Raw genomic sequence first — 23675 nt, 5'->3', positions numbered from 1 at the left:
ATCCCCGCGCCCGGCTCCCGCCCGGGGTCGTGCGGGTCCGCCATGACAGCGCGCGCCGCGTGCGGTCCGCACGGGGTGCGGACCGCACCGCTCGCGGTGCGCGCCGATCACCGTCAGGGGAAGGAGACCACCGTCGAGGGCACCGTCGTCGTGCCCGAGGTGGCGGCGCCGATGGCGTTGATGACGTGGTCGTACTGTCCGTTGCCGCTGAGCGAGACGACGAGCAGGCCGTGGAACCTCACGCCCGGGACCGCGGGCGCGGCGAAGCCGTGGGCCTGGCGGATGGACGGGTCGACGTTGTAGTAGCAGTAGCTGCCCAGGCCCCAGCCCTCGTGCGTGGTGACGTTGTCGGCGACCTTGTAGGCCGCGTAGCCCTTGATGGATCCGTTCTGGATGGCGGCCTGGTTGGGGGCGTCGTACGCCTTCTCGTTCTGGAAGAAGATGGTGCGGCCCCGCTCGCCGTTCCACTGGACGTCGTACTTGTTGAAGTGCTCGACGAACAGCCCGGTCGCCAGCACGTCGTCACCGTTGACGATCACGCCGTAGTCGGCCCGGTTGGTCTCCCAGCCCACACCGTCGCCGTGGTCGGCGCGCCAGACCCAGGTGTGGTCGATGATCGTGTGCCGGCTGTTCACGACCATGCTGGTGGTGGCCTTGCCGGGGCCGGCGCCGCCGATCCTGATGAAGACGTCCTGCACGGTGATGGGATTGGCGGAGTGGTTCGCGGAGGCGCCCTGCGGGCCGACCTCCAGAAGCGTCGGAGAGTTGACCGGACCCGCGTCGATCAGGAAGCCCGCGAGCCGTACCCCGTCGACGTCGGCGACCCTCATCGCCGTCACGCCGTTGTCGGGTATGAGCGTGGCGTAGCCGAGGCCGAGGACCACCGCGTTCGCGCGCTCGACGCGTACGGTCTGGTCGAGGTGGTAGATGCCGGGCGTGAACAGCAGGTTGAGTCCCTGCGTGAGCGCCTCGTTGAGGGTGGCCGCGGAGACGCCGGGCTTGGCGACGTAGAACTGGGTGAGCGGCTGGGACGTACCCCTGGGTGTGCCGTTGCCCCACGTGGTGCCGCGCGCGTTGGTGCGCAGCTCCGGCAGGAAGACCCGGTAATCGGCGCCGTCGAGGTAGAGGAAGGGCTTCTCGCGGGAGACGGGGGTGTTGTTGAGCGTGGTGTAGGGCGGGTTGGGGAAGCCCTGGCCGGGCGCGCCTTCGACACCGGAGAAGGTCATGTTCCAGACCGCGTTGGTCCAGCCGCCGACGGAGCTGTCGCGGGTGTACCACTGCTGCTGGGAGTAGGGGCCGACGGTGCCGTCGACGCGGCTGTCGGCGATGTAGCCGCCGCTGGCCCAGCCGTAGCCGTCGGGGGCGAGGTTGAGGCCACCCCTGACGTGCATACGGCGGAAGGGCGCGGCCTGCGAGACGGCCCAGCGGTTGGTGCCGTTGACGGGGTTGAGGGCGAGGTTCTCGGCGGAGCGCCAGAAGTTCTGGGTGGCGTTGCCGTTGAACCAGCCGGCGTCCACGGTCACATCACCGTTGAAGGTGGTGTCGTCGGGCGAGAGCCCGAGGCCGGAGATCGAGGTGTAGAAGCCGAGCTGGGCGTTGATGTTGTTGTACGTGCCGGGCTTGAACAGCAGCTGGTAGCGGCCCGAGCCGAACTGCGCCGATTCCTGCCGGCGGAAGATCTCGTCCAGCCTGCCCTGGATATTGGGCGTCGACGGATCGAAGACCACCACGTTCGGCCCCAGATCACCACCGCCGGGCAGGGCCGCGGCGCCGGTACGCGCGGACGTCGACGCCGACGCGGGCGAGGACAGTGCGAGCATGCTCGGAGCCGACGCGGCGGCTGCCATGGCGCCGAGAACGGTACGGCGCGTGGGGGGAGTAGGCATGGCGACTCTCCTTGTTCAGAATGTGAACGGTGGGGATTACAGGGAGCGCTCTCTCACTCAGGCATGTTCACGGCATGTGAACAGCCCGTCAAGGGAGATGACCGGTTCCGCAATGCACCGAGGCTCAACTGACCCTGCAATAAAGGGATATGAAGAGCTATCCAGGTTGATCGAACGCGCTTCCCGGCGTGCGGGGTTGTATTCACGAAGTGTCGATCAGACCGAACAGCGATCTGTGTGCCGCAGGTGTCTTGACACCTTCTGGGGCTGCTTCTACGTTCCACGAGAGCGCTCTCTCGCTGTGGTCTCCTCAGCCCGCCCTTCCATCCGGGCTGTGTCCGAGCTCCCCCACCCCTCTCGAAGGAGAGCCATGCGCCCACGTCTGCTTTTCGCCTCCGCCGCCGCTGTCGTCGCCGCGTTGACGGCGGCGACGGCTCCGAGCGCGACCGGTGCCCCCCGGGCCGCGGCCGCGGCCTGGGACAGTGACCTCGCGGCCGCGGCCCTGAGCACGAACCCGGCCGCCGCCACCGCGTCCGGCAGCCAGAGCCCGGAGCTGGGACCCGGCGCCGCCTTCGACGGCAACGGCGCGACCCGCTGGTCGAGCAACGTCGCCGACGACGCCTGGATCCGGGTCGATCTGGGCCAGACCCTCCGTATCGACCGGGTCACCCTCGACTGGGAGGCCGCCTACGGCAAGAAGTACGTGCTGGAGGTGTCGGGCGACGGCACCAGTTGGCGGCCCTTCTACACCGAGGACGCGGGTACCGGCGGGACCGTCACCGCGCACACCTACCCGCAGGAGGTCAGGGGCCGGTACGTACGCCTGCGCGGCATCGAACGGGGCACACCCTACGGCTACTCGCTGTACTCCTTCAAGATCTACGGCGGCACCCCGGCCCCGGCCTCCACCACCCGCGCCAATCTCGCGCTCCACCACCCCGCCTACAGCAACCTCTACCAGCACGCGGGGAACTCGCCGGCGTTCATCACCGACGGCGGCTGGCCCGCCGCCCTCAAGGGCGACCAGACCCGGTGGGCGAGCGACTGGAACGCCGACCGCTGGGTCTCCGTCGATCTCGGCGCCACCTCCACCATCAACAGTGTGGACCTGTACTGGGAAGCCGCGTACGCCGTCGACTACGAGATCCAGGTCTCCGACGACAACAGGACCTGGCGCACCGTCCACCGCCCGTCCGCCGCCGAGGTCGCCGCGCGCCGCGCCGACATCAAGTCCCCGGCCGAGGCGGCCGGGCGGCATGACACCATCACGCTCTCCGCGCCCGCCACCGGCCGCTATGTACGCATGCTCGGCAAGGAGCGGCGCTCGTTCTACAACCCTGCGCCCGCCACGGCCCAGTTCGGTTACTCGCTCTACGAGTTCCAGGTGTGGGGCACCGGCGGCAACGCGGCTGCCGCCTATCCCGCGCTCCCCGGCGAGCAGGGCGGCGCGTACCGTACGACGTTCTTCGACGACTTCACGGGAGCCTCGCTCGACCGCTCCAAGTGGCGGGTCGTGAGAACGGGCCAGGAGATGGGGCCGGTCAACGGCGAGGCCCAGGCGTATGTGGACTCCACCGACACCATCCGTACCGCGAACGGCAGTCTGATCCTGGCCCCGAAGTACTGCAAGGGGTGCACCCAGGCGGGCGGCGGTACGTACGACTTCACCTCGGGGCGTATCGACACGAACACCAAGTTCGACTTCACCTACGGCAAGGTCAGCGCCCGGCTGAAGCTTCCGGTGGGCGACGGCTACTGGCCCGCGTTCTGGCTGCTCGGCAGCGATGTCGACAACCCGGCCGTGTCCTGGCCCGCCTCGGGCGAGACGGACATCATGGAGAACATCGGCTACGGCAACTGGACCAGCAGCGCCCTGCACGGGCCGGGGTACTCCGCCGACGGCAACATCGGCGCGCAGCAGTACTACCCCGGCGGGGGAAGCGCGGACCAGTGGCACACGTACGCGGTCGAGTGGACGCCCACCGCCATGCGGTTCTTCGTGGACGACCGGATCGTCCAGGAGACATCCCGCACCAAGCTGGAGTCCACGCGCGGCAAGTGGGTCTTCGACCACAACCAGTACGTGATCCTCAACTTCGCTCTCGGCGGCGCCTATCCGGCCGGCTGGAACAAGGTCACCACGCCCTACTGGGGTCTGCCGCAGTCCAGCGTCGACCGCATCGCCCAGGGCGGCATCCAGACCGAGGTCGACTGGGTGAGGGTCGAGCAGAAGGGCTGATACGAACGGCGACGGCCGTCCGTCCCCCGCGTTCCCCGTCCTGGCGTCCTTCCGTCCCCCCATTCCCCACCCGCGCGTCAGCACGTCGTATCCGTCCCGCCCAACACATCACCCCAACCAAAGGATTGGACCCCTCGTGAGAAAGATCCTCGCTCCCCCCACCGCGCCCTCCCCGCCCCGTTGGCGCCGGCTGTTAGGACTCGCCGCGGCGTCCGTGGCGGCTCTGCTCATCGCCGGCTTCAGCTACCCGGGAGAGCGCGCACAGGCCGCGCAGACCCAGGCGACGCAGGCCCAGGCCGCGCCCGCCCAGGCCGAAGAGGTGGTGCGCGTCGCCGAGTTCCTCGCGGAGTGCCCCTACAGCCACCGGGCCACCGACGACCCCATCGTGTTCCCGGGCCTTCCCGGCGCGTCCCACATGCACAGCTTCTTCGGGAACACCTCCACGAACGCCCACTCGGACCTGACCAGTCTGGAGCGCGCGGGCAGCAACTGCAGTCCCTCCACCGACCTGTCGTCCTACTGGGTGCCGACCCTGTACAACGGCGACACCGCGGTGGAGCCGACCGGAACGACCTTCTACTACCTCGGTGAAGGCGTACGCGACGACATCATCGCGAAGATCCAGCCGATGCCCCGGGGCCTGCGCATCGTGGCCGGCAACGCCAAGGCCACCGGCCCCGATGACAACACCATCTCCCGCTGGTCGTGTCTGCACCACGGCGAGGTCGGGTCCTCCCCCAACTTCGTGAACTGCCCGGCCGGTTCGATGCTGGAGTCCTATCTCGACTTCCCGCAGTGCTGGAACGGCAAGGACCTCGACTCCGCGGACCACAAGAGCCATATGTCCTATCCGGTGGCGGGCGCCTGCCCCTCCACGCATCCGGTCCCCGTGCCCAAGCTCCGGCAGGTGCTCCGGTATCCCGTCAACGGCGATCCCGCGCGATTCCGGCTGGCGTCGGGGCCCGGGTACACCATGCACGGCGACTTCTTCAACGTCTGGCCCGCCGGCGAGATGGAGCGCCGTGTCCGCGACTGCATCAACCCCATCATCAAGTGCGGTGCGGACGGCCGTCCCTGACTGATCGTCCCTGATCGACCGTCACCTCACCCCCACACGCCCGCCCGGGTCTCCCGGGCGGGCCCTTCACGGGAAACCCCACCATGAACCGACGCCTCGTCACGCCCCTGCCGGCCCTGCTCGTGCTCCCCCTTCTTCTGGTGCCGCTCCTGTTCCTGGGCAGCTGCTCGGCGTCGGCCGACCGGCCGGCGACCCCCGGCAGGTCCACCGCTCCCGCCCCCTCGTCCGGCGTGCCGTTCACCGCCACCGACTCCGGCTGGATCCAGCTGATGACGCCGATGAGCGAGCAGGCCGGGCAGCTTCTCGCGATGGCCTCCGCCCACGACTCCGCGCCGCCGCTGGCCTCGTGGGCCGCCGCCCTCGCGAAGGAACACCGTACGGAGGTGGCCCAGCTCAGGCAGTTGCTCGGCCGCATGGGCCTGCCCGACACCAATGTGCACGAGGGCCATGACATGCCGGGCATGGTCACGGAAGCGGATCTCGACCGCGCCCGCGGGCTCACGGGCGCGCGATTCGACGGCTTCGTACGCCAGGAGATCCGCGCGCACCTCGAACAGTCGCAGCGCGTCTCCCGCTCCGAGTCCCGGGCGGGCGGCAGCCAGGAGGCGAAGCGGCTCGCCGCGCGTATCGCCGACTCGCGCGCCGAGCAGCTGAGGACGCTGTCCTCGCTGGACCGGTGACCGTGCGGTACGGCGAGGGAGCGCCGTACGGCGAGGCCGCCGGTGTGCCGACAGGGAGGGCGTGGATATAAAAGACCTCATGGATGCCGACTCCTCACCCCCGTCCCGCCCGGTGACCCTGGAGGACGTGGCCCGCGTCGCCGGTGTGTCCCGGGCCACGGTGTCCCGGGTCATCAACGAGACACCCACGGTGGATCTGGCGCTCCGGCACGCCGTGGAGAACGCCGTGGCCGCCACGGGGTACGTCCCCAACCGCGCGGCCCGCTCACTCGTGACCCGGCGGACGGGTTCGGTGGCGCTCGTGGTCTCCGAGCAGGAGAAGCGCCACGCCGCCGCCCCCTTCCTGGGCCGGGTGTTCACGGACCCGCACTTCGGGCGGGTGGTCAGCGGGCTGGTCGATGTGCTGCGGCCCGCGGGCGTTCATCTCGTTCTGATGCTGGTGGACGACGAGGCGTCCCGCCTCCAGACCCTCTCGTATCTGCGCCAGGGACATGTGGACGGCGTGGTGCTGATCTCGTCGCATGTGGACGACCCGCTGCCGCGGCTGCTCGCCGACACCCGGCTGCCCGCGGTCCTGTCGGGGCGTCCGCGGCGCGACTCCTCGCTCGCGTTCGTGGAGGCCGACCAGCGGGAGGGAGCCCGGCTGGCCGCCGGGCATCTGGTGGCCCTGGGCCGGACCCGGATCGGCTCGGTGGCCGGGCCGCAGGACATGCCCGCGGCGCGGGAGCGCCTGGAGGGTTTCCGCGCGGCCCTGGCGGAGCACGGCATCCACGATGTCCCCTGGACGGAGGGCGACTTCACCCACACGGGAGGCGCGTCGGCCGTACGGGAGCTGTTCGCGCGGCGGCCGGATCTGGACGGACTGTTCGTGGCCTCCGACCTCATGGCCCTCGGCGCGCTGCCGGTCCTCCAGCGCACGGGCAGAGAGGTGCCGCGGGACGTGGCGGTGGTGGGCTTCGACGACAGCCATGCCGCCCAGTCCTGCGACCCGCCGCTGACCACCGTACGGCAGCCGGTCGAGGAGATGGCCTCCGCGACGGCCCAGCTCCTGCTGCGCCGGATCGCCCGGCCGGGCCAGGCCGTACGGTCGGAGCTGTTCGCCCCCGTGCTCGTGGTCCGGCAGTCCGCCTGAGAGCACGGACCTAACGCTGATCCGCCGCCGGCTCCCCGGTCGTCAGCCGGGGGACGTTCGACCGCGCGCCGTAGGTGAAGGCGCGGACCCGGTAGGAGGCCCGTTTCTCGGTGGGGAGCGTGATCAGCCCGCAGGAGTTGATGTCGGGGTCGAGGACGGCGACCGGCGCGTAAGCGGAACCGCCCCGGGGGCGCGACTCCAGCAGGAACCCCTCCTCGTCCGACGCGTGATCGGTCCAGCTGAAGTGAATGCCGTTCGCATGCTTGACCACGGCCTTGAGCCCGCTGGGCGCCGCCGCTCCCCCGCTCCGGACGGTACGACCGGTCGCGGACCGGCCGGGATCCCCGCGCGGAGGCAGCCAGTCGTGGCCGGACTCCTGGTCCTCCGTAGTCAGTTCGCCCGGCGGCAGGGAGACGTCGACCGGCGCCGACGCCGGGCCGTCGAAGGTCCGGAGGCGGTAGAAGAAGGTCGTACGAGGCATCAGATCGGGGTGCCGGTAGGTCGTCACGTCGGGCGGCAGGTACTGGAGGACGGTGTACGGCCCCGCCTCCTCCGTCGCGAACTCGAGGACATGGCCGGAGGCACCGGACGCACCGCCCCGCCAGCTGAGATCGATGTCGGTGGGTGTGGTGAGGACCGCGCGGAGTGTGGCGGCCGCTCCGTCGCCGGTCCCGGGCGTTCCCGGGGTGGCGGCGGCACCGCCCGGGGAGGCGGTGGATCCCCGGGCGGGGCGCTCGGCCGGCGGCTGCGCGGAGCACGCCGCCACCGCCAGCACGAGCGCGACGGCCGGCACGGCGGCGCGGATCGCTGGGCGCACGGACGGGTCCGCTACTTGCGCCAGAAGCGGACGTCGCTCCAGACCACCGTGGCCGGTCCGTTGCCGCTGTCGGTGCGGTAGGCGCCGAACTTGTCGTAGAAGCTGCCGCCCGGACTGTCGTAGGTGTGCTTGAGCGACCCGTTGATGTAGGTGCGGTGCGAGGTGCCGACCTGGTGAACGGTGTTGACGCGGACCGTCGCGCCCACGGTGCCGGCGTTCGACAGCGTGGTGCCGCCGTGGACCGCGTACAGCCGCCCGCCGCGTTCGGCGGCCAGCATGAAGTAGGGACCCGACGCGGACTCGTTGAACGTCTGCTTGAGGCTGATGCGCGTACCGCTCAGGCTGCTGATGCGGAAGTAGCCCTCGAACTGCCGGGTGCCCCCGGTGTAGGTGGCGTACCGGCGTTCGGCGCGCTGGTCACCGCTCGCGGTGGAGCAGGTGAGCGTGAACGTCAGGCCGTCGACCTGACCGCACCCCCGCTCCTGGACCGTGAAGGTGGGCGAGACCGAGGTCCAGCCGCCTGGTTCGACCTCGGCGGAGGCGTGCGGGGCCGCGAGGAACGAGGAAGCACCCACCGCGGCGAGAACCGTGAACGTCCGAAGGCGTGTGAACATGTCTCACTTCCCTCTCTGGGGGGGGGAGGACGCAATCAGAGTCCGCATTCCACATACATGAACGCCGACTCTGATTTTGAATGGTTGAGTGGGAAGATAGGACTGGACCAACCACCCGTCAAGAGTCCTTCGAGAGCGAACTGTTGGCGATGCGGAACGTCCCCGCCGCATCGCCGCCGTCGATCCCCGCCACCGATCCCCGGCCCCCGCCGGCGGGCCTCAGAAATTGATCATGTGACCGGCCAGGCCGTGGACAGCCTCCTTGACCGCCTCGCCCAGCGTCGGGTGGGCGTGCACATTGCGTGCCACCTCATGGACCGTCAGGTCCCACTGCTGGGCCAGCGTCAGCTCCGGCAGCAGTTCGGTGACCTCGGGGCCGATCAGATGCGCGCCCAGCAGTTCGCCGTACCGGCCGTCGCTGATCAGCTTCACGAAACCGGCCGGATCGCCCAGACCATGGGCCTTGCCGTTCGCGGTGAAGGGGAATTTCACCACCTTGACGTCATGGCCCCGCTCGCGCGCCTGCTCCTCGGTCCAGCCGAAGCTGGCGATCTGCGGCTGGCAGTAGGTGGCGCGCGGGATCATCACGAAGTCCAGCTCCATGGTCTCCGCGCCGGCGATCGTCTCGGCCGCGATCACGCCCATCGACTCCGCGGCATGGGCCAGCATGAGCCTTGCCGTGACATCCCCGATCGCGAAGATGTGCGGCACGCTGGTACGACCGCGTCCGTCCACGTCGATCGCCCCGCGCTCGGTCAGCCGGACGCCGGTGTTCTCCAGGCCGTAGCCGGCGATGCGCGGCGCGAAGCCGATCGCCTGGAGGACCTTGTCGGTCTCCAGCACCTGCCGCTGCCCGTCGCGCGAGACGGTGACGCGCACCTTCGCCGACGGATCGCTGTCGTCGATCTCCTCGACCCGGGTGGAGGTCAGCACCTCGATGCCCAGCCGCCGGTAGCGCTTGGCGAGTTCCTTGGAGATCTCGGCGTCCTCCAACGGAACCAGCCGGTCGAGGAATTCGACGATCGTGACCTTCACCCCGTAGTTGTGCAGCACGTACGCGAACTCGACGCCGATGGCGCCCGCACCGGCGATGACGATGCTCTCCGGCAGCGTGTCGGAGAGGATCTGCTCCTCGTAGGTGACGACCCGCTCGCTCAGGGAGGTCCCCGGCAGCAGCCGGGTCGTGGTCCCCGTCGCGACGACGCAGTGGTCGAACGTGAGGGTCTCGGTACCGCCGTCCGACAGCGCCACCCGGAGGGTGCGGTCGTCGACGAACGTGCCACGGCCGTCGTACTCGGCGATGTCGTTCTTCTTCATCAGATAGTGCACGCCGGCCACCCGGCCGTCGGCGACCTTGCGGCTGCGCTTGAACGCCTCCGTGTAGTCGAAGCTGACCCGGCCCTCCACCCGGATTCCGAAGGTCTTCGCCTCCTGCGTGAAGATGTGCGCCAGTTCGGCGTTGCGCAACAGCGCCTTCGAGGGGATGCACCCCACGTTCAGACAGACACCGCCCCAGTACTTCGCCTCCACGACTGCCGTCCGCAGCCCGAGTTGCGTCGCGCGGACCGCCGCGGTGTATCCACCCGGTCCCGCTCCGAGGACCACGACATCAAAGTGTGTGCTCATGATCCACACCATAGGCACCCGGGACGCCGCGCGAGCACATGTCGGGGCAAGCGTGCTGCCCCTCACACGACAGGCCCTAACGGACGAACCGGGGCAGCCACTTCGCCCGGTATCCGGGGTGTCCCGCGTGCTCCGCCGCCATCTGCCGGACGACGAAGCCCAGCCCGACGGCGCGGCCCGACGGGAAGTCGTCCGCGGGACGGTCGGTGTCCAGGTGGGACACCTCCGCGTACTCGTCGAGGAGGACCCTGCTCGTCTCGATGCGCCGCAGGGTGTACTCCGGGTTCTGGTGGGCGATGTGCTCGTCGTAGCCGCGCGTCCGCACCGTGAACGCGATCCCGCCGGTACGGTCGTGGATCTCGCCCGGCATCTCGGGCGGACACCGCCAGCGCTCCCCGCCGGCCTCCTGCGCGTGCCGCGCCTCCTCGTCGAGGCGCGCCCGCACGAACGCCAGCAGGTCCGCATTGTCGTCACTCATCAGCTCTCGGTCCTTTACCGTCACGGGCACGGGGAGAGGAAGGCCTCCGTCCCCGGGCACGTTCTACCGTCCAGCAGAGGATGCCGTACAAACGGCATGGCGCATGAGGATCGCGCACGTCGGGTAAGCGCTCCCTGGCCACCGGATGAAAACGCGGTAGAACAGTGCGTATCCGGTGTCTGTGCATATCCGGTGTCTGCGCATATCCGGTAACGGTCCCTGTCCGGCAAGGATCAGCTCTCACGAGAGGAGACGTCATGTCATCGAAGCGGCGCCGCAAGAAGAAGGCACGTCGTAAGAACGGGGCCAACCACGGCCGACGCCCCCAGTCCTGACGGGAAGACTCCTCCGTACGGACTACCTCCAGTGGCCCCCGCGCGTGCGACGGCACGCCGCCGTACACGGACCCCGGGGGCCACTGCACCCGGCCCCGCGCGGCCGGTCATCTCGCCGGCGGGGTCAGGCCTCGCCGCCCAGGACCTTCCAGACCCGGGTCGCCACATGCAGATTGAGGCGGGTCTCGACGTCGCTCAGGTCGTGCCCCCCGATCTCGCGCATGCGCTGGAGCCGGTAGCGCAGCGTGCTGCGGTGGATGCCGAGGGCGGAGGCCGCGCCGTCGTAGTTCCCGCCCGCCTCGAAGTACTGCGAGAGGGTACGGACCAGATCGCCCCGGTGGGCCGCGTCGTAGTCGAGGAGCGGGCCGAGCCACTCGCGGACGTACCCCTCGATCTCCCGGTAGTCGTCACCCGTACCGATGATCCGGTACAGCCCGAGATCGTCGAACGAGGTCGCGCCGTGGGGTACGCGCGAGCGCTGCCGTACCTCGAGCGCGCGCAGCGCCTCCTGGTAGGAACGCGGGATCTCGGCCGGGGAGTCGCAGCGGCTGCCGAGGCCGATCGCTCCCGCGCGCGAGCCCAGTTCCTGGGAGACCGCCAGATACAGCTCCTCCCCCTTCGGCCGTCCCTGGACGACCAGGACCGCCCGGCCCGAGCGCCTGGCCACCAGCGCCCGGAGCCCCAGACCGGCCGCCGCGCCGGCCACCGCCTGGACGAACGCGTCGTCGGCGGTCAGCCCCGTCCACCCCACCGCCACCAGATGCTGCGCGCCGTGCAGATCGTGGCCGACGGCCGCGGCGCGCGCGAAGGCGCTCTCGTCGTCCGTACCGGTGATCAGATCGTCGACCAGCTCGCGGCGCAGCCGTAGCTCCATCTCGGCCAGGCTGCGCAGATGCGCCATCTCCAGGGCCAGCGCGTCGCAGGCGTGACCGAGCGCGAACTCCTCCCGCTCCCCCGCGGCCCCGTGGGGGTCGACCAGGGAGACGGTGCCGAGGATCTCTCCGCGATGGCGGGCGACGGCGGTGAGCCGGTGCCCGACGTACACCGGGCGCGCGTCCCGGATCGCGTCGAGGATCAGCTGTTCCTGACGCCCCGGGTCGGGCTTCGGGTACGGATCGGGGCAGCCGGGGCCCGCCCAGGCCCGTAGATTGCCGAACTGGTCCTCCACCACGGCGGAGAAGCCGGTCAGCCGGTGGACCGTCCACGCGATCCCCGCCTCGGTGTCGCCGGTGGCCGTGGCACCGCTCAGCGCGTCGTGCACCGAGCGCCGGTACGTCAGCTCGGACTCCACGTCGGCGAGCCGCTCACGTGCGGCGTTCCCGTCCCGCCGGGCCCGGCTCAGCTCGGCGGCGTACTCCCGCTCCCGGCGGTGGGCAGCGGCGCCCGCCAGGGCCGCGCCTGTCTGCCGCGCGAGCAGCCCGAGCAGCGCGATCTCGTCGTCGCCGGGCGGCCTCCGGGCGCTCACGACCAGATATCCGGCCGGGGGGCTGCCGGCCCGGCCCGCGTTCGCCCTCCGGGGGCCCGCGGGCCCCCGGAGGGCGAACGCCCATGACCACTCCCGGCCGGGGAGCCGGACGGCGCCGTCCAGGCCGTCGAGTCGGTTGACCTGACTGTCCAGCGCCCGGCCGGTGGCGGAGGCGCCCGGCGGAAGGAAGGGGCCCGAGGAGCCCGGCGGAGGGCACGGGTCTGCGGCGAGAACGGTGTCCGGGGGGCAGCGGACCAGCCGCCCGTCGGCGGGCAGATATCCGGCCTCGGTACGCCACGGACCGAGCCGCGCGACGAAGGAACCCGCCAGCCGCAGCACCTCGTGCTCGTCCCGCCCGTCGGACAGGGCGCCCGACAGCGCCATCAGACGGTGGAGGCGGGAGGACCGGCTGCCCGGGGGGTCCGGTGCTCCGGTTCTTCCGGCGGCCGTGCTCATCTCCCTGGCCCGACACCTTCCCGAAGAGAGTCGCCCCCACCACAACTTTACCGAGCGACCGGGGCCGCGCATCCGGTCCGCCCGGTGGGCCGGCCCTGTACCGGCAGGTCCAGTCACCGCCCGGATTTCGACCTCCCAGGAGCAGGAATCGGCGCGGCACCGTCGTCACGCTGGAGGGGACGGGACCCTGCCCCGAGGGCAGTCGGCGAAGGCAGCGGACGCAAGGGAGCACCTCATGGCCAAGGCAGTCGGTATCGACCTGGGCACCACCAACTCGGTGATCGCCGCGTGGGAGGGAGGTGAGGCGACGGTCCTCCCGAACGCCGAGGGCTCCCGCACCACCCCCTCCGTCGTCGCCTTCACCGACTCCGGCGAACGGCTCGTGGGCCAGCTGGCCCGCCGGCAGGCGATCCTCAACCCCAAGGGCACCATCTACTCCGCCAAGCGGTTCATCGGCCGGCACTTCGACGAGGTCTCGGACGAGGTCAAAGCGGTGACGTACGACGTCGTGGCGGGCGAGGGCGGCGTCGCGCGGTTCGACATCCGCGGCAAGCAGTACGCGCCGGAGGAGATCAGCGCGCTGGTGCTGCGCAAGCTCGCCGAGGACGCCTCGAAGTCGCTGGGAGAGCGGGTGACGGAGGCCGTCATCACCGTTCCGGCGTACTTCAACGACGCCCAGCGCACCGCGACCAAGGACGCGGGGCGGATCGCGGGCCTCGAAGTGCTGCGCATCATCAACGAGCCGACCGCGGCGGCCCTGGCCTACGGCATGGACAAGAAGGAGCACGAGACGGTGCTCGTCTTCGATCTCGGCGGCGGCACCTTCGACGTGTCCATCCTGGACGTCGGGGACGGTGTGGTGGAGGTACGTTCCACCGCGGGAGACACGCACCTCGGCGGCGACGACTTCGACCGCCGGCTGGTGGACCATCTCGCGGACACGTTCCAGCGCGAGAACGGGATCGATCTGCGCGAGGACACCCAGGCGCTGCAACGGCTGTTCGAGGCGGCGGAGAAGGCCAAGACCGAGCTGAGCTCGGTGACCCAGACCCAGGTCAGCCTGCCGTTCATCACGGCCGACGCCACCGGCCCCAAGCATCTGACGGAATCCGTCATGCGCTCCACCTTCGAGCAGATCACCGCCGACCTGGTGGACCGCTGCCTGGGCCCCGTGCAGCAGGCGCTGTCCGACGCGAAGGTGACCGACAGTGATATCGACGAGGTCATCCTGGTCGGCGGCTCGACCCGGATCCCCGCCGTGCAGGCGCTGGTCCGGCGGCTGACGGGTGGCAAGGACCCGAATATGAGCGTCAACCCGGACGAGGTGGTGGCGCTGGGCGCCGCCGTCCAGGCCGGGGTGCTCAAGGGCGAGGTCAAGGACGTCCTGCTGCTGGACGTCACCCCGCTCTCGCTCGGTGTGGAGACACGCGGCGGGGTGATGACGAAGATCATCGAGCGGAACACCACGATCCCGGTCCGCCGTACGGAGACCTTCTCCACGGCCGAGGACAGCCAGCCCGCCGTCGATGTCGTCGTCCTCCAGGGCGAGCGCGAGCGCGCGGCAGACAACCGGGTCCTGGGCCGTTTCCAGCTCACCGACATCCGCCCGGCGCCACGCGGGGAACCGCAGGTCGAGGTCACCTTCGACATCGACGCCAACGGCATCCTCCATGTCACCGCGCGCGACAAGGACACCGGCAAGGAACAGGGCATCACGCTCAGCGAGGGCTCCAACCTCGAACGGTCCGAGGTGGAGCGCATGATCTCCGAGGCGGAGCGCAACCGCGGCGAGGATCAGGCGCTGCGGCAGGCCGTGGACGCCCGCAACGAGCTGGACGCCATCGCCTACCAGGTGGAACGCAGGCTGGGCGAGCTGGGCGAGAGCGCGCCCGAGCACGAGCGGGCGCGGGCCCAGCTGCTGGTCTCCGACGCCCGCCAGGCGGTGAAGGGCGAGGAAACGCTGGACCGGGTCAGGTCGCTGACCTCCGAGCTCCAGCAGGTCCACCAGGCGCTGTCCGCCCGGCCGGCCGGTCCCGCCGGCTCGTCCGGGTCCGGCCCCGGTGGCCCGCCCCCGGCGAGCGGCACCGGAGGCGACGACGACGTCGTGGACGCCGACTTCGACAAGAGCTGAGGTCACGCCATGGCCACCGAACCGGAACCGGCACTACCGCCGGACGAAGCGGACGCCGCGCCTCCGCCGGAGGACCGGACGGACGGGCGACCGGACGACGTACAGGACGACGCGCAGAGGGACGGCGTACGGAGAGACGACGACGTGCGGAAGGACCTGGCCGAGGCGCAGGACGCCTGGCGGCGCGCGCTCGCCGACCTCGACAATCTGCGCAAGCGCCATGCCAGGGAGCTGGAGGAGGTCCGGGAGACCGAACGCGCCCGTACCGCCGCCGAATGGCTTCCCGTACTCGACCATCTCGAACTGGCCCTCGCGCATGCCCGCGCCGATCCCTCCTCGGTACTGAAGGGCGTCGAGGCCGTACGGGACCAGGCCGTGGGCGTCCTGGCGCGGCTCGGCTATCCGCGCCAGGAGGAGAGCGGTGTGCCGTTCGACCCGAACCGGCACGAGGTGGTCCGGGTCGTCGACGACCCGGACACCGAGCCCGGCACCGTCGTGGAGGTCCTGCGTCCCGGATACGGACATGACGGCCGCCAGTTGCGCCCGATGGCCGTCGCGGTCAGCCGGCGGCGGGAGTGACGGCGCATGGCACAGGACTACTACGAGGTGCTCGGCGTCCCCCGCACGGCGAGTCAGGAGGACATCCAGCAGGCCTACCGGAAGCTGGCCCGTCGCCACCATCCGGACGTCAACAAGGACCCGGAGGCGGAGGAGCGCTTCAAGGACGTCAACGAGGCGTACAGCGTTCTGGCCGACCCGGACACCCGGGCGCGGTACGACCGCTTCGGCCCGGACTTCCGGCAGATCCCCGAGGACTACGACGAGCGGGCGGCCGCGGGGGCGGGCTACGGCGGCGCGGGCCGGGCCTCCGCCGGTGGCGGGGTGCGCTTCGCCCAGGGGCCGGGCGGCTCCTTCCAGGACGTGGACTTCGAGGATCTCTTCGGCGGCCTGTTCGGGGCGGGCGGACGCGGCGGACCGCGCCGTACCGTCCCCGGCGCCGACCAGGAGGCCGAGGTGGAGCTGTCCGTGGAGGAGGCGTACCGGGGCGGGCGGCGCGCGGTCGGCCTCGCCGGTCCTGACGGCCGGCGCGACTACCAGGTCACCATTCCCCGGGGGGTGCGGGACGGGCAGCGGATCCGGCTGGCCGGCGAGGGCGGCCGGGGCAGCCGTGACGCGCCCGCCGGTGACCTCTATCTGCGGGTACACATCACACCCCACGAGCGGTACCGGCTGGACGGCCGCGACATCCATGTCCGGCTGCCCGTGACGCCCTGGGAGGCGGCTCTCGGCGCGACCGTGCCCCTGGCCACCCCCGGCGGCACCGCCAAGGTCACTGTCCCGCCCGGCTCCTCCAGCGGGCGCCGGCTGCGGCTGCGCGGCGAGGGAATGCCCCACCCGCGCGGCACCGACGGCGACCTCTACGCCGAGGTCCGGGTGATGGTCCCGCCGCACCCCACCGACCGTGAACGCGAGCTGTTCGGGGAACTGGCGGCCGCGTCCGACTTCGACCCGAGGAGCAAGGGATGACGCCCGAGCAACGGCGGCGACGGCCGGACACGACGAACGGGCGACGGCCGGACGCGACGGCCGTCCGGGTCTACGAGCTGGTGCCCGTCCGCGGGCTCAGCCTGGAGAGCGTGGCCCGCGGCTCGGGAATGCACCCGGAGATGGTCCGGCGCCTGGTGACGCTGGGGCTGGTGGACGCCACCCGTGACCCCGCCGGCCGGCTCAGGTTCGACCGGTCCGCCCCGCGCACGCTGGCCCGTATCCAGCGGCTGCGGGCCGGACTCCCCCTCAACTACGCCTCCATCGGACTGGTACTGGACCTGCTGGACCGGATCGGCCAGTTGGAGGCCGCGCTGCGCCGTACCGGCGCGAGGAGTGACGACGTGCCATGGACATGAACCGCCTCACCCAGAAGTCCCAGGAAGCCCTGCAAGAGGCCCAGAGCGCGGCCGTACGCCTCGGGCAGACCGAGGTCGACGGGGAACACCTGCTGCTCGCGCTGCTCGACCAGCGGGACGGGCTCGTCCCGCGGCTGCTCGACCAGGCGGGCGTCGATCCGCCCGCGCTGCGCGCCGCCGTCGAGAGCGAGCTGTCGCGCAGGCCCGGGTCGACCGGCCCCGGAGCCGCGCCGGGCCAGGTGTTCGTCACCCAGCGGCTGTCACGGCTGCTGGACACCGCCGAGCAGGAGGCCGTACGGCTCAAGGACGAGTACGTCTCCGTCGAGCATCTGATGATGGCGCTGGCCGACGAGGGCTCCGCCACCGCCGCGGGGCGCCTGCTGAAGGACCACGGGCTCACCAAGGAGGCGTTCCTGTCCGCGCTCACGCGGGTCCGCGGCAACCAGCGGGTCACCTCCGCGACCCCGGAGGCCGCGTACGAGGCCCTGGAGAAGTACGGCCGCGACCTGGTCGCCGAGGCCCGTGGCGGCAGTCTGGACCCGGTGATCGGCCGGGACGCCGAGATACGGCGGGTGACCCAGATCCTCAGCCGCAAGACCAAGAACAACCCGGTGCTGATCGGCGACCCGGGGGTCGGGAAGACCGCGATCGTGGAGGGCCTCGCCCAGCGGATCGTCCGCGGCGATGTGCCCGAGGGACTGCGGGACCGTACCGTCTTCGCGCTCGACATGGCCGCGCTGGTGGCCGGTGCCAAGTACCGCGGTGAGTTCGAGGAACGCCTCAAGGCGGTGCTCGGCGAGGTCAAGGCGGCCGGCGGACGGATCCTGCTCTTCCTCGACGAACTCCACACCGTGGTCGGCGCGGGCGGCGCCGAAGGGGCGGTGGACGCCGGGAACATGCTGAAGCCGATGCTCGCCCGCGGTGAGCTGCACATGATCGGCGCCACCACCCTGGACGAGTACCGCAAGCACATCGAGTCCGACGCCGCGCTGGAGCGCCGCTTCCAGCAGGTGCTGGTGGACGAGCCGAGCGTGGAGGACACCGTCTCCATCCTGCGCGGACTGCGCGAGCGGCTGGAGGTCTTCCACGGTGTACGGATCCAGGACACGGCGCTGGTCGCCGCGGCGACACTCAGCCACCGCTACATCTCGGACCGGTTCCTGCCCGACAAGGCCATCGACCTGGTGGACGAGGCCTGCGCGCGGATGCGTACCGAGATCGACTCGATGCCCGCCGAACTGGACGAACTGACGCGGCGGGTGACCCGGCTGGAGATCGAGGAGGCGGCCCTCTCCAAGGAGACCGACCCGGCCAGCGTCACCAGACTGGCGGAGCTGCGCAGGGAGCTCACCGATCTGCGGGCCGACGCCGACGCCCGCCGCGCCCAGTGGGAGTCCGAGCGCCAGGCCATCCGCAAGGTCCAGGAGCTGCGGCAGGAGCTGGAACGGGTCCGGCAGGAGGCCGACGAGGCCGAACGGGCCTATGACCTCAACCGCGCCGCCGAGCTGCGCTACGGAAGGCTCACCGAGCTGGAGCGCCGGCTCGCCGCGGAGGAGGAGCAACTGCGCGCCAAACAGGGCGAGACCCGGCTGCTGCGCGAAGTGGTCACCGAGGACGAGATCGCCGAGATCGTCGCCGCGTGGACCGGCGTTCCGGTGAGCCGGCTCCAGGAGGCCGAGCGCGAGAAGCTGCTGCGGCTGGACGAGATCCTCCAGGAGCGGGTGATCGGGCAGGACGAGGCCGTACAGCTGGTGGCCGACGCGATCATCCGGGCCCGGTCCGGCATCCGTGACCCGCGCCGCCCGATCGGGTCGTTCATCTTCCTCGGCCCGACCGGCGTGGGCAAGACCGAGCTGGCGAAGACCCTCGCGGCCGCGCTCTTCGACTCCGAGGAGAGCATGGTCCGCCTCGACATGAGCGAGTACCAGGAGCGGCACACCGTGAGCCGGCTCGTCGGCGCCCCGCCCGGATACGTGGGGTACGAGGAGGGCGGCCAGCTCACCGAGGCCGTCCGCCGCAAGCCGTACTCGGTGGTCCTGTTCGACGAGATCGAGAAGGCCCACGCCGATGTCTTCAACACCCTGCTCCAGGTGCTGGACGACGGCCGGATCACCGATGCCCAGGGGCGGACCGTCGACTTCCGCAACACCGTCGTCATCATGACCTCCAACATCGGCTCCCCCTACCTGCTGGACGCGAGCGCGGACGGCGAGATCAAGCCCGACGCCCGCGCGCAGGTGATGTCCGAACTCCGCGCGCATTTCCGGCCGGAGTTCCTCAACCGCGTGGACGACATCGTGCTCTTCAAGCCGCTCGGCCTGACCCAGATCGAGCGGATCGTCGACCTCCAGTTCGACGAACTGCGCCGGCGTCTCGCGGAGCGCAGGATCACGGTGGAACTCACCGAGCCCGCCCGCGAACTCATCGCCCACCAGGGCTTCGATCCGGTGTACGGGGCCCGTCCGCTGCGCCGCTATATCTCGCACGAGGTCGAGACGCTGGTCGGACGCGCGCTGCTGCGCGGTGAGGCGGAGGACGGGTCGCACATCAAGGTGGACGCCCAGAACGGCGAGCTGGTCGTGACGTACCAGGACCCGCCCGAGTCCGCGCCGGGAGGCTGAGGGCCATGGCCGGGAGGACGAGGGCCGTGCGGGGGAACGTGGGGCCGGTGACCGGGGAGGCCAGGGCCGTGACGGGGGAGGCGAGGGCCGTGACCACGGACGCCGACTGGCACCTGTCCATGGCGCGCCCGGTCACCCCCCGTACCCCTGACGGCTGCGAGGAGTGCCTGCGCCTCGGCGCGCCCTGGGAGCACCTCAGGCTCTGCCTGACCTGCGGCCATGTCGGGTGCTGCGACTCCTCTCCGCTCCGGCACGCCCGCGCCCACGCCGCCTCCCTCGGCCACCCGCTCGTGGCGTCCCTGGAGCCCGGGGAGGACTGGCGCTGGTGCTACATGCACGAATCGTTCGTCTGACACCCGCGCGCCGGGACCGCTCCCCCGGGTTGCCGTGCGCGCCCGGGGACCGGAGCCTGTCAGAGCGGGCACGGCGCGCATCTTCGAGGCAGGGGTCGATTTCATGACGGAAAGTGAAAGCCCGCGGTTCCAGTACGCTCCGGTCGTGGTCCTGCCGGTCCATGAAGGGGATCCGCCCTTCCGGCTGGTGGAGATTCACGGCGAGCTGGCCGGCAAGGCGTTCTCGATCGAGGATGTCTTCGAGTACGCCTTCGCGCTGGGCCTGAAGGGCTCCGATCTGGACGACCCCGAGGTGGTCCGGTGGGTGGGCGGCGACCAGTACACCTGGAGCGTCCGGCACTGGAAGTGAGACGCGCCGCCGCCCCGGCGGAGTCACATCAGTTCTTGTTCCGCCCAGATGATCTTGCCTTCCGGTGTGTGCCGGGTGCCCCAGCGGTGGGCGAGCTGCGCGACGAGGAAGAGCCCGCGACCGCCCTCGTCGGTGGTGCGGGCGTGCCGCAGCCGGGGGGAGGTGCTGTTGGCGTCGGCGACCTCGACGATCAGACGGGACTGGCGCATCAGCCGGAGCCGGATCGGTCCTGTGCCGTACCGGACCGCGTTGGTGACCAGCTCGCTGACGATGAGTTCGGTCGTCATGACCAGCTCGTCCAGGCCCCATTCCTCCAGCTGGCGGGTTGCCAGATTGCGGATGCCGGCGACGGCGGCGGGGTCGGACGCCACGTTCCAGGAGACGACATGGTCGGCGCTCATGGCACGGGTACGCGCCAGCAGCAGCGCCACGTCGTCGGGCTGCGCCGCGGCGGTCAGCCGCTCCACCGCGGCGGTGCACAGCGCCGTGAGGGAGAGACCGGGCTGCGCCAGGGCGTGTGCGAGGCGGGACATGCCGAGGTCGATGTCCTGGTCGGCGGCCTCGATGAGACCGTCGGTGTAGAGACCGAGCAGACTGCCCTCGGCGAGCTCGATCTCGGTGGACTCGAAGGGCAGTCCGCCCAGCCCCAGCGGCGGTCCGGCCGGCAGCTCCAGGAATCTGACATGGCCTTCCGGAGAGACGACGACGGGCGGCGGATGGCCGGCCCTCGCCAGTGTGCAACGCCGGGTGACCGGGTCGTAGACGGCGTAGAGACAGGTGGCGCCGACCACGGTCGTACGGAACGGGTCCGGCGAGTCGTTGAGCGGCTCCTCGTCGCTGAGGCGCAGCACCAGATCGTCGAGATGGGCCAGCAGCTCGTCCGGGGGCACATCCATGTCGGCGAGTGTCTGCACCGCGGTGCGCAGGCGTCCCATGGTGGCGGCGGCGCTGATGCCGTGCCCTACCACATCGCCGACGACCAGGCCCACACGGGCGCCGGACAGCGGAATCACATCGAACCAGTCCCCGCCCACACCGTCCCCCGCGCCGGCCGGCAGATAGACGGAGGCCACGTCCACGGCGGCTCCGCCGGCCAGTGTGTGCGGCAGCAGACTGCGCTGGAGTGTCACGGTCGCGTTGTGTTCGCGGGTGTAGCGGCGCGCGTTGTCCACACACACCGCCGCGCGGGCGACGACTTCCCGGGCCAGCAGGACATCGTCCGCCTTGAAGGACACCGGGTTCAGCGAGCGGAAGAACGTGGTGACGCCCAGCACGGTGTCCCGCGCCCGCATCGGCACGGAGATGAGCGAGTGCATCCCGTACTCGCGGATGCTCGCGGCCCTGGCGGGCTGCCGTGTCACCCACTGGGGAGTGCTGGCGTCGAGGACCTGAATGAGGACAGGCTCGCCGTTGACCAGGAGGTCGGGGCCGTGCGGTGGGGGGAGGGAGTCCACCCGGTCACCGATCCGGGCGACGGCCTCCGGGCATCCTTCCCGTACGGAGCTCAGGCCCGCCCTGCGCATCGTCACCCGCGTGACCGCCGGTCCCGCGTCGGTCAGCCAGGTCCCGTGTCCCTCCTCGCTGAGAATCGGTTCCAGCAGGTCGACGGTGACGAAGTCGGCGAAGCGGGGTACGGCGAAATCGGCCAGCTCCTGCGCCGTCCGTGTCACGTCCAGGGTGCTGCCGACCACGGCTCCGGCGTCATTGACCATGGCCAGCAGTTCGCGGGCGTTCCACCGGTCGGTCACATCGAGAACGATGTAGCAGACGCCGGTGACGCCTCCGTCGACGTCGACCAGGGGAAAGAACGAGGTCGAGTAGGCGTGCTGCCGGTGCGGATCCGCCCAGCTCCAGCCCAGGTACTCGTAGTCGGTGACCGGCACGCCGGTCTGCAGCACCTTGCGCATCAGGTCTTCGAGGATGTCGGCCTGGAGGCCGGGGAGCAGCTCGCTCAGCCGGCGGCCCAGGCGCTGCTCACGTGGCACACCGCCGAAACGTTCCAGGGTGTCGTTGATCCAGCTGTAGCGCAGGTCCATGTCCATGACGGCCATGCCGACGGGTGACCGGGTCAGGAACCCGTCCAGCACGGACTGGCCCATCGCCCATTGGGTCCTCTGCTCCCATGCCGAGAGCAGAAAGCACTCATCGCCACCGATCCGGAACGAGGTGGAGACACGCAGGTTCAGTTCGACGCGCCGGCCGTCGCGGTGCCGCACCGGAACGACGCCGCTCCACCCGGCCCCCGCGCGGCAGTGTTCGGCGACCGCCACCGCACGTACGCGATCGCCCGGATCGGTCAGCAGCAGGGCGGCGGTCCGGCCCACCACCTCTGCCGACGGGTAGCCGAGGATCTCCTCCGCCCCCCTGGTCCAGGCCACGACGTTGCCCGCCGCGTCCACCACCGCGGTCGCGTCATTGGATGCGTCCAAAGGAACCTCCGAACGCGCGGGCGGGGGAGCGCCGGGCCTCGGGCTCGACTGCCTGCGCGCCGATGACATCCACCTCACCATCCCCTACGCACCCCATAATCGCACCGCGTCACGCAATGCGCAGGGACGCGCGATCTTCGGATATGGGCGGAATCGGCGGGCCGCGGGCACACCGAGCCGCGCACACGCCGGGTATCGCTCCGGCCTCACCGTGTCACCGGCCTCACCGTGTCGCCGTGTCGCACGGAACACCGGGGTGCCGGTGCCGGTGAGGCCGGGTGGCGGAGTCGGAGGTCAGACCGCCGTCACCGCGACGCCCGCGTCGGCGATGCGTGCGAGGGGGTCGGCCGGAGCCGCCTTGTCGGTGACGAGGTGGTCGATGTCCGTCAGGGGGCAGATCTTCGCGAAGGTGACCTTCCCGATCTTCGAATGGTCCGCCACGACGACGGTCCTGCCGCTGTTGTCGGCGAAGGCGCGGTCCGTCGCCGCTTCGAGCTGGTCGTGGGTCGTACAGCCGTGGTCCGCGCTGATCCCGTCCACCCCCAGGAACGTCATGTCGGTGTGATGGTCGGCCAGTGTCTTCTCGGCGATGGGGCCGACGAGTTCATAGCTCGCGGTACGGGCGTAACCGCCGACGACGACCAGTGTGACGTCCCTGTGCGGGACCAGTTCCGCGGCGATGTTGACCGCGTTGGTCACGATGGTGACGGGTCCGCGCGCGGCGAGCACCCGCGCGATCTCGATGACGGTCGTCCCACCGGTCAGACCGACGACCGCTCCCGCCGGCACCAGCTCGGCCGCGGCCCGCGCGATGGCCTGCTTCTCGGCCCGGCGGCGCTCCGTGCGGTGCTGGACCGGAAGCTCGGCCGCGACGCCGCCGACCACCGCTCCGCCGTGCGTACGGCGCAGCAGATTGAGCCGGCTCAGATGCTGGAGATCGCGCCGGACCGTGGCTGCCGACACGTTCAGCAGACGGGAGAGCTCATGGACATCGGAGCCGCCTCGCGCGGAGACATGCTCAAGTATCCGCGCATGACGCTCAGCTTTCAGCATGAGGTGAGCATAGCCCCGCACGGGAATGC

The 23675-nt window shown here is 70.9% G+C and carries 19 protein-coding genes; 11 read left to right on the top strand and 8 right to left on the bottom strand.

The features are described from left to right. Nucleotides 1-113 precede the first annotated feature (113 nt). The gene (locus tag CU044_RS08410) at nucleotides 114-1886 is read right to left on the bottom strand and encodes a coagulation factor 5/8 type domain-containing protein (protein ID WP_129767846.1); all 1773 of its coding nucleotides are present in this window, start codon (nucleotides 1884-1886) and stop codon (nucleotides 114-116) included. A 370-nt stretch (nucleotides 1887-2256) separates the two neighbouring features. On the opposite strand from CU044_RS08410, the gene CU044_RS08405 reads away from it, so the two are divergent. The 4 genes from CU044_RS08405 to CU044_RS08390 all read left to right on the top strand — a co-directional run bounded on the left by CU044_RS08405 (nucleotide 2257) and on the right by CU044_RS08390 (nucleotide 7015). Further along, a complete protein-coding gene (locus CU044_RS08405) occupies nucleotides 2257-4125 on the top strand; it encodes a discoidin domain-containing protein (RefSeq protein ID WP_129767845.1) in 1869 nt (622 codons plus the stop codon). A 124-nt stretch (nucleotides 4126-4249) separates the two neighbouring features. Next, a complete protein-coding gene (locus tag CU044_RS08400; protein ID WP_129767844.1) occupies nucleotides 4250-5203 on the top strand; it encodes a DUF1996 domain-containing protein in 954 nt (317 codons plus the stop codon). An 83-nt stretch (nucleotides 5204-5286) separates the two neighbouring features. Beyond that, on the top strand, nucleotides 5287-5883 hold the full coding sequence (locus CU044_RS08395; protein WP_129767843.1) for a DUF305 domain-containing protein: 597 nt from the start codon (nucleotides 5287-5289) through the stop codon (nucleotides 5881-5883). 79 nt (nucleotides 5884-5962) lie between these two features. Further along, nucleotides 5963-7015 (top strand): LacI family DNA-binding transcriptional regulator, encoded by a 1053-nt coding sequence (locus CU044_RS08390; protein ID WP_129767842.1) that lies wholly within the window; start codon nucleotides 5963-5965, stop codon nucleotides 7013-7015. A 10-nt stretch (nucleotides 7016-7025) separates the two neighbouring features. Here the strand turns inward: CU044_RS08390 and CU044_RS08385 are convergent, their stop codons facing one another. The 5 genes from CU044_RS08385 to CU044_RS08365 form a co-directional block, all read right to left on the bottom strand. After that, on the bottom strand, nucleotides 7026-7832 hold the full coding sequence (locus tag CU044_RS08385; RefSeq protein ID WP_240045434.1) for a fibronectin type III domain-containing protein: 807 nt from the start codon (nucleotides 7830-7832) through the stop codon (nucleotides 7026-7028). 11 nt (nucleotides 7833-7843) lie between these two features. Next, nucleotides 7844-8446: a hypothetical protein gene (locus CU044_RS08380; protein ID WP_129767841.1), complete on the bottom strand. Its 603-nt coding sequence runs from the start codon at nucleotides 8444-8446 to the stop codon at nucleotides 7844-7846. 219 nt (nucleotides 8447-8665) lie between these two features. Further along, a complete protein-coding gene (gene lpdA / locus CU044_RS08375) occupies nucleotides 8666-10072 on the bottom strand; it encodes a dihydrolipoyl dehydrogenase (RefSeq protein ID WP_129767840.1) in 1407 nt (468 codons plus the stop codon). A 76-nt stretch (nucleotides 10073-10148) separates the two neighbouring features. Then, nucleotides 10149-10550, bottom strand: coding sequence for a DUF6221 family protein (locus CU044_RS08370; protein ID WP_129767839.1), 402 nt, complete (start codon nucleotides 10548-10550; stop codon nucleotides 10149-10151). A 459-nt stretch (nucleotides 10551-11009) separates the two neighbouring features. Next, nucleotides 11010-12806 carry a helix-turn-helix domain-containing protein gene (locus CU044_RS08365; protein WP_129767838.1) on the bottom strand — a complete coding sequence of 599 codons (1797 nt, stop codon included), beginning with the start codon at nucleotides 12804-12806 and terminating at the stop codon, nucleotides 11010-11012. A gap of 235 nt (nucleotides 12807-13041) precedes the next feature. On the opposite strand from CU044_RS08365, the gene dnaK reads away from it, so the two are divergent. The 7 genes from dnaK to CU044_RS08330 all read left to right on the top strand — a co-directional run bounded on the left by dnaK (nucleotide 13042) and on the right by CU044_RS08330 (nucleotide 20164). Continuing rightward, nucleotides 13042-14937: a molecular chaperone DnaK gene (dnaK, locus tag CU044_RS08360; RefSeq protein WP_129767837.1), complete on the top strand. Its 1896-nt coding sequence runs from the start codon at nucleotides 13042-13044 to the stop codon at nucleotides 14935-14937. A gap of 9 nt (nucleotides 14938-14946) precedes the next feature. Beyond that, complete coding sequence (locus tag CU044_RS08355; protein ID WP_129767836.1) at nucleotides 14947-15516, top strand: nucleotide exchange factor GrpE; 570 nt, start codon at nucleotides 14947-14949, stop codon at nucleotides 15514-15516. 6 nt (nucleotides 15517-15522) lie between these two features. Beyond that, the gene (locus CU044_RS08350; RefSeq protein ID WP_129767835.1) at nucleotides 15523-16464 is read left to right on the top strand and encodes a J domain-containing protein; all 942 of its coding nucleotides are present in this window, start codon (nucleotides 15523-15525) and stop codon (nucleotides 16462-16464) included. Then, the gene (locus tag CU044_RS08345; protein ID WP_129767834.1) at nucleotides 16461-16841 is read left to right on the top strand and encodes a chaperone modulator CbpM; all 381 of its coding nucleotides are present in this window, start codon (nucleotides 16461-16463) and stop codon (nucleotides 16839-16841) included. The genes CU044_RS08350 and CU044_RS08345 overlap by 4 nt, the downstream gene beginning before the upstream one ends. After that, nucleotides 16832-19462 (top strand): ATP-dependent chaperone ClpB, encoded by a 2631-nt coding sequence (gene clpB, locus CU044_RS08340; RefSeq protein ID WP_129767833.1) that lies wholly within the window; start codon nucleotides 16832-16834, stop codon nucleotides 19460-19462. Before CU044_RS08345 ends, clpB begins: the two co-directional genes overlap by 10 nt. A gap of 89 nt (nucleotides 19463-19551) precedes the next feature. Continuing rightward, nucleotides 19552-19815, top strand: a complete 264-nt coding sequence (locus CU044_RS08335; RefSeq protein WP_129767832.1) for a UBP-type zinc finger domain-containing protein — start codon at nucleotides 19552-19554, stop codon at nucleotides 19813-19815. 103 nt (nucleotides 19816-19918) lie between these two features. Next, nucleotides 19919-20164, top strand: coding sequence for a hypothetical protein (locus CU044_RS08330; protein WP_129767831.1), 246 nt, complete (start codon nucleotides 19919-19921; stop codon nucleotides 20162-20164). Between the two features lie 23 nt (nucleotides 20165-20187). On the opposite strand, the gene CU044_RS08325 is transcribed toward CU044_RS08330, so the two are convergent. Together CU044_RS08325 and CU044_RS08320 are read right to left on the bottom strand one after the other, a co-directional pair. Beyond that, nucleotides 20188-22662, bottom strand: a complete 2475-nt coding sequence (locus CU044_RS08325) for a SpoIIE family protein phosphatase (RefSeq protein WP_129767830.1) — start codon at nucleotides 22660-22662, stop codon at nucleotides 20188-20190. A 225-nt stretch (nucleotides 22663-22887) separates the two neighbouring features. Continuing rightward, nucleotides 22888-23646, bottom strand: a complete 759-nt coding sequence (locus CU044_RS08320) for a DeoR/GlpR family DNA-binding transcription regulator (RefSeq protein WP_129767829.1) — start codon at nucleotides 23644-23646, stop codon at nucleotides 22888-22890. Nucleotides 23647-23675 lie beyond the last annotated feature (29 nt).

This window comes from Streptomyces sp. L-9-10, assembly GCF_004151105.1.
Classification (GTDB): Bacteria; Actinomycetota; Actinomycetes; order Streptomycetales; family Streptomycetaceae; genus Streptomyces.
This window is presented reverse-complemented; position numbering and strand designations above follow the sequence as displayed.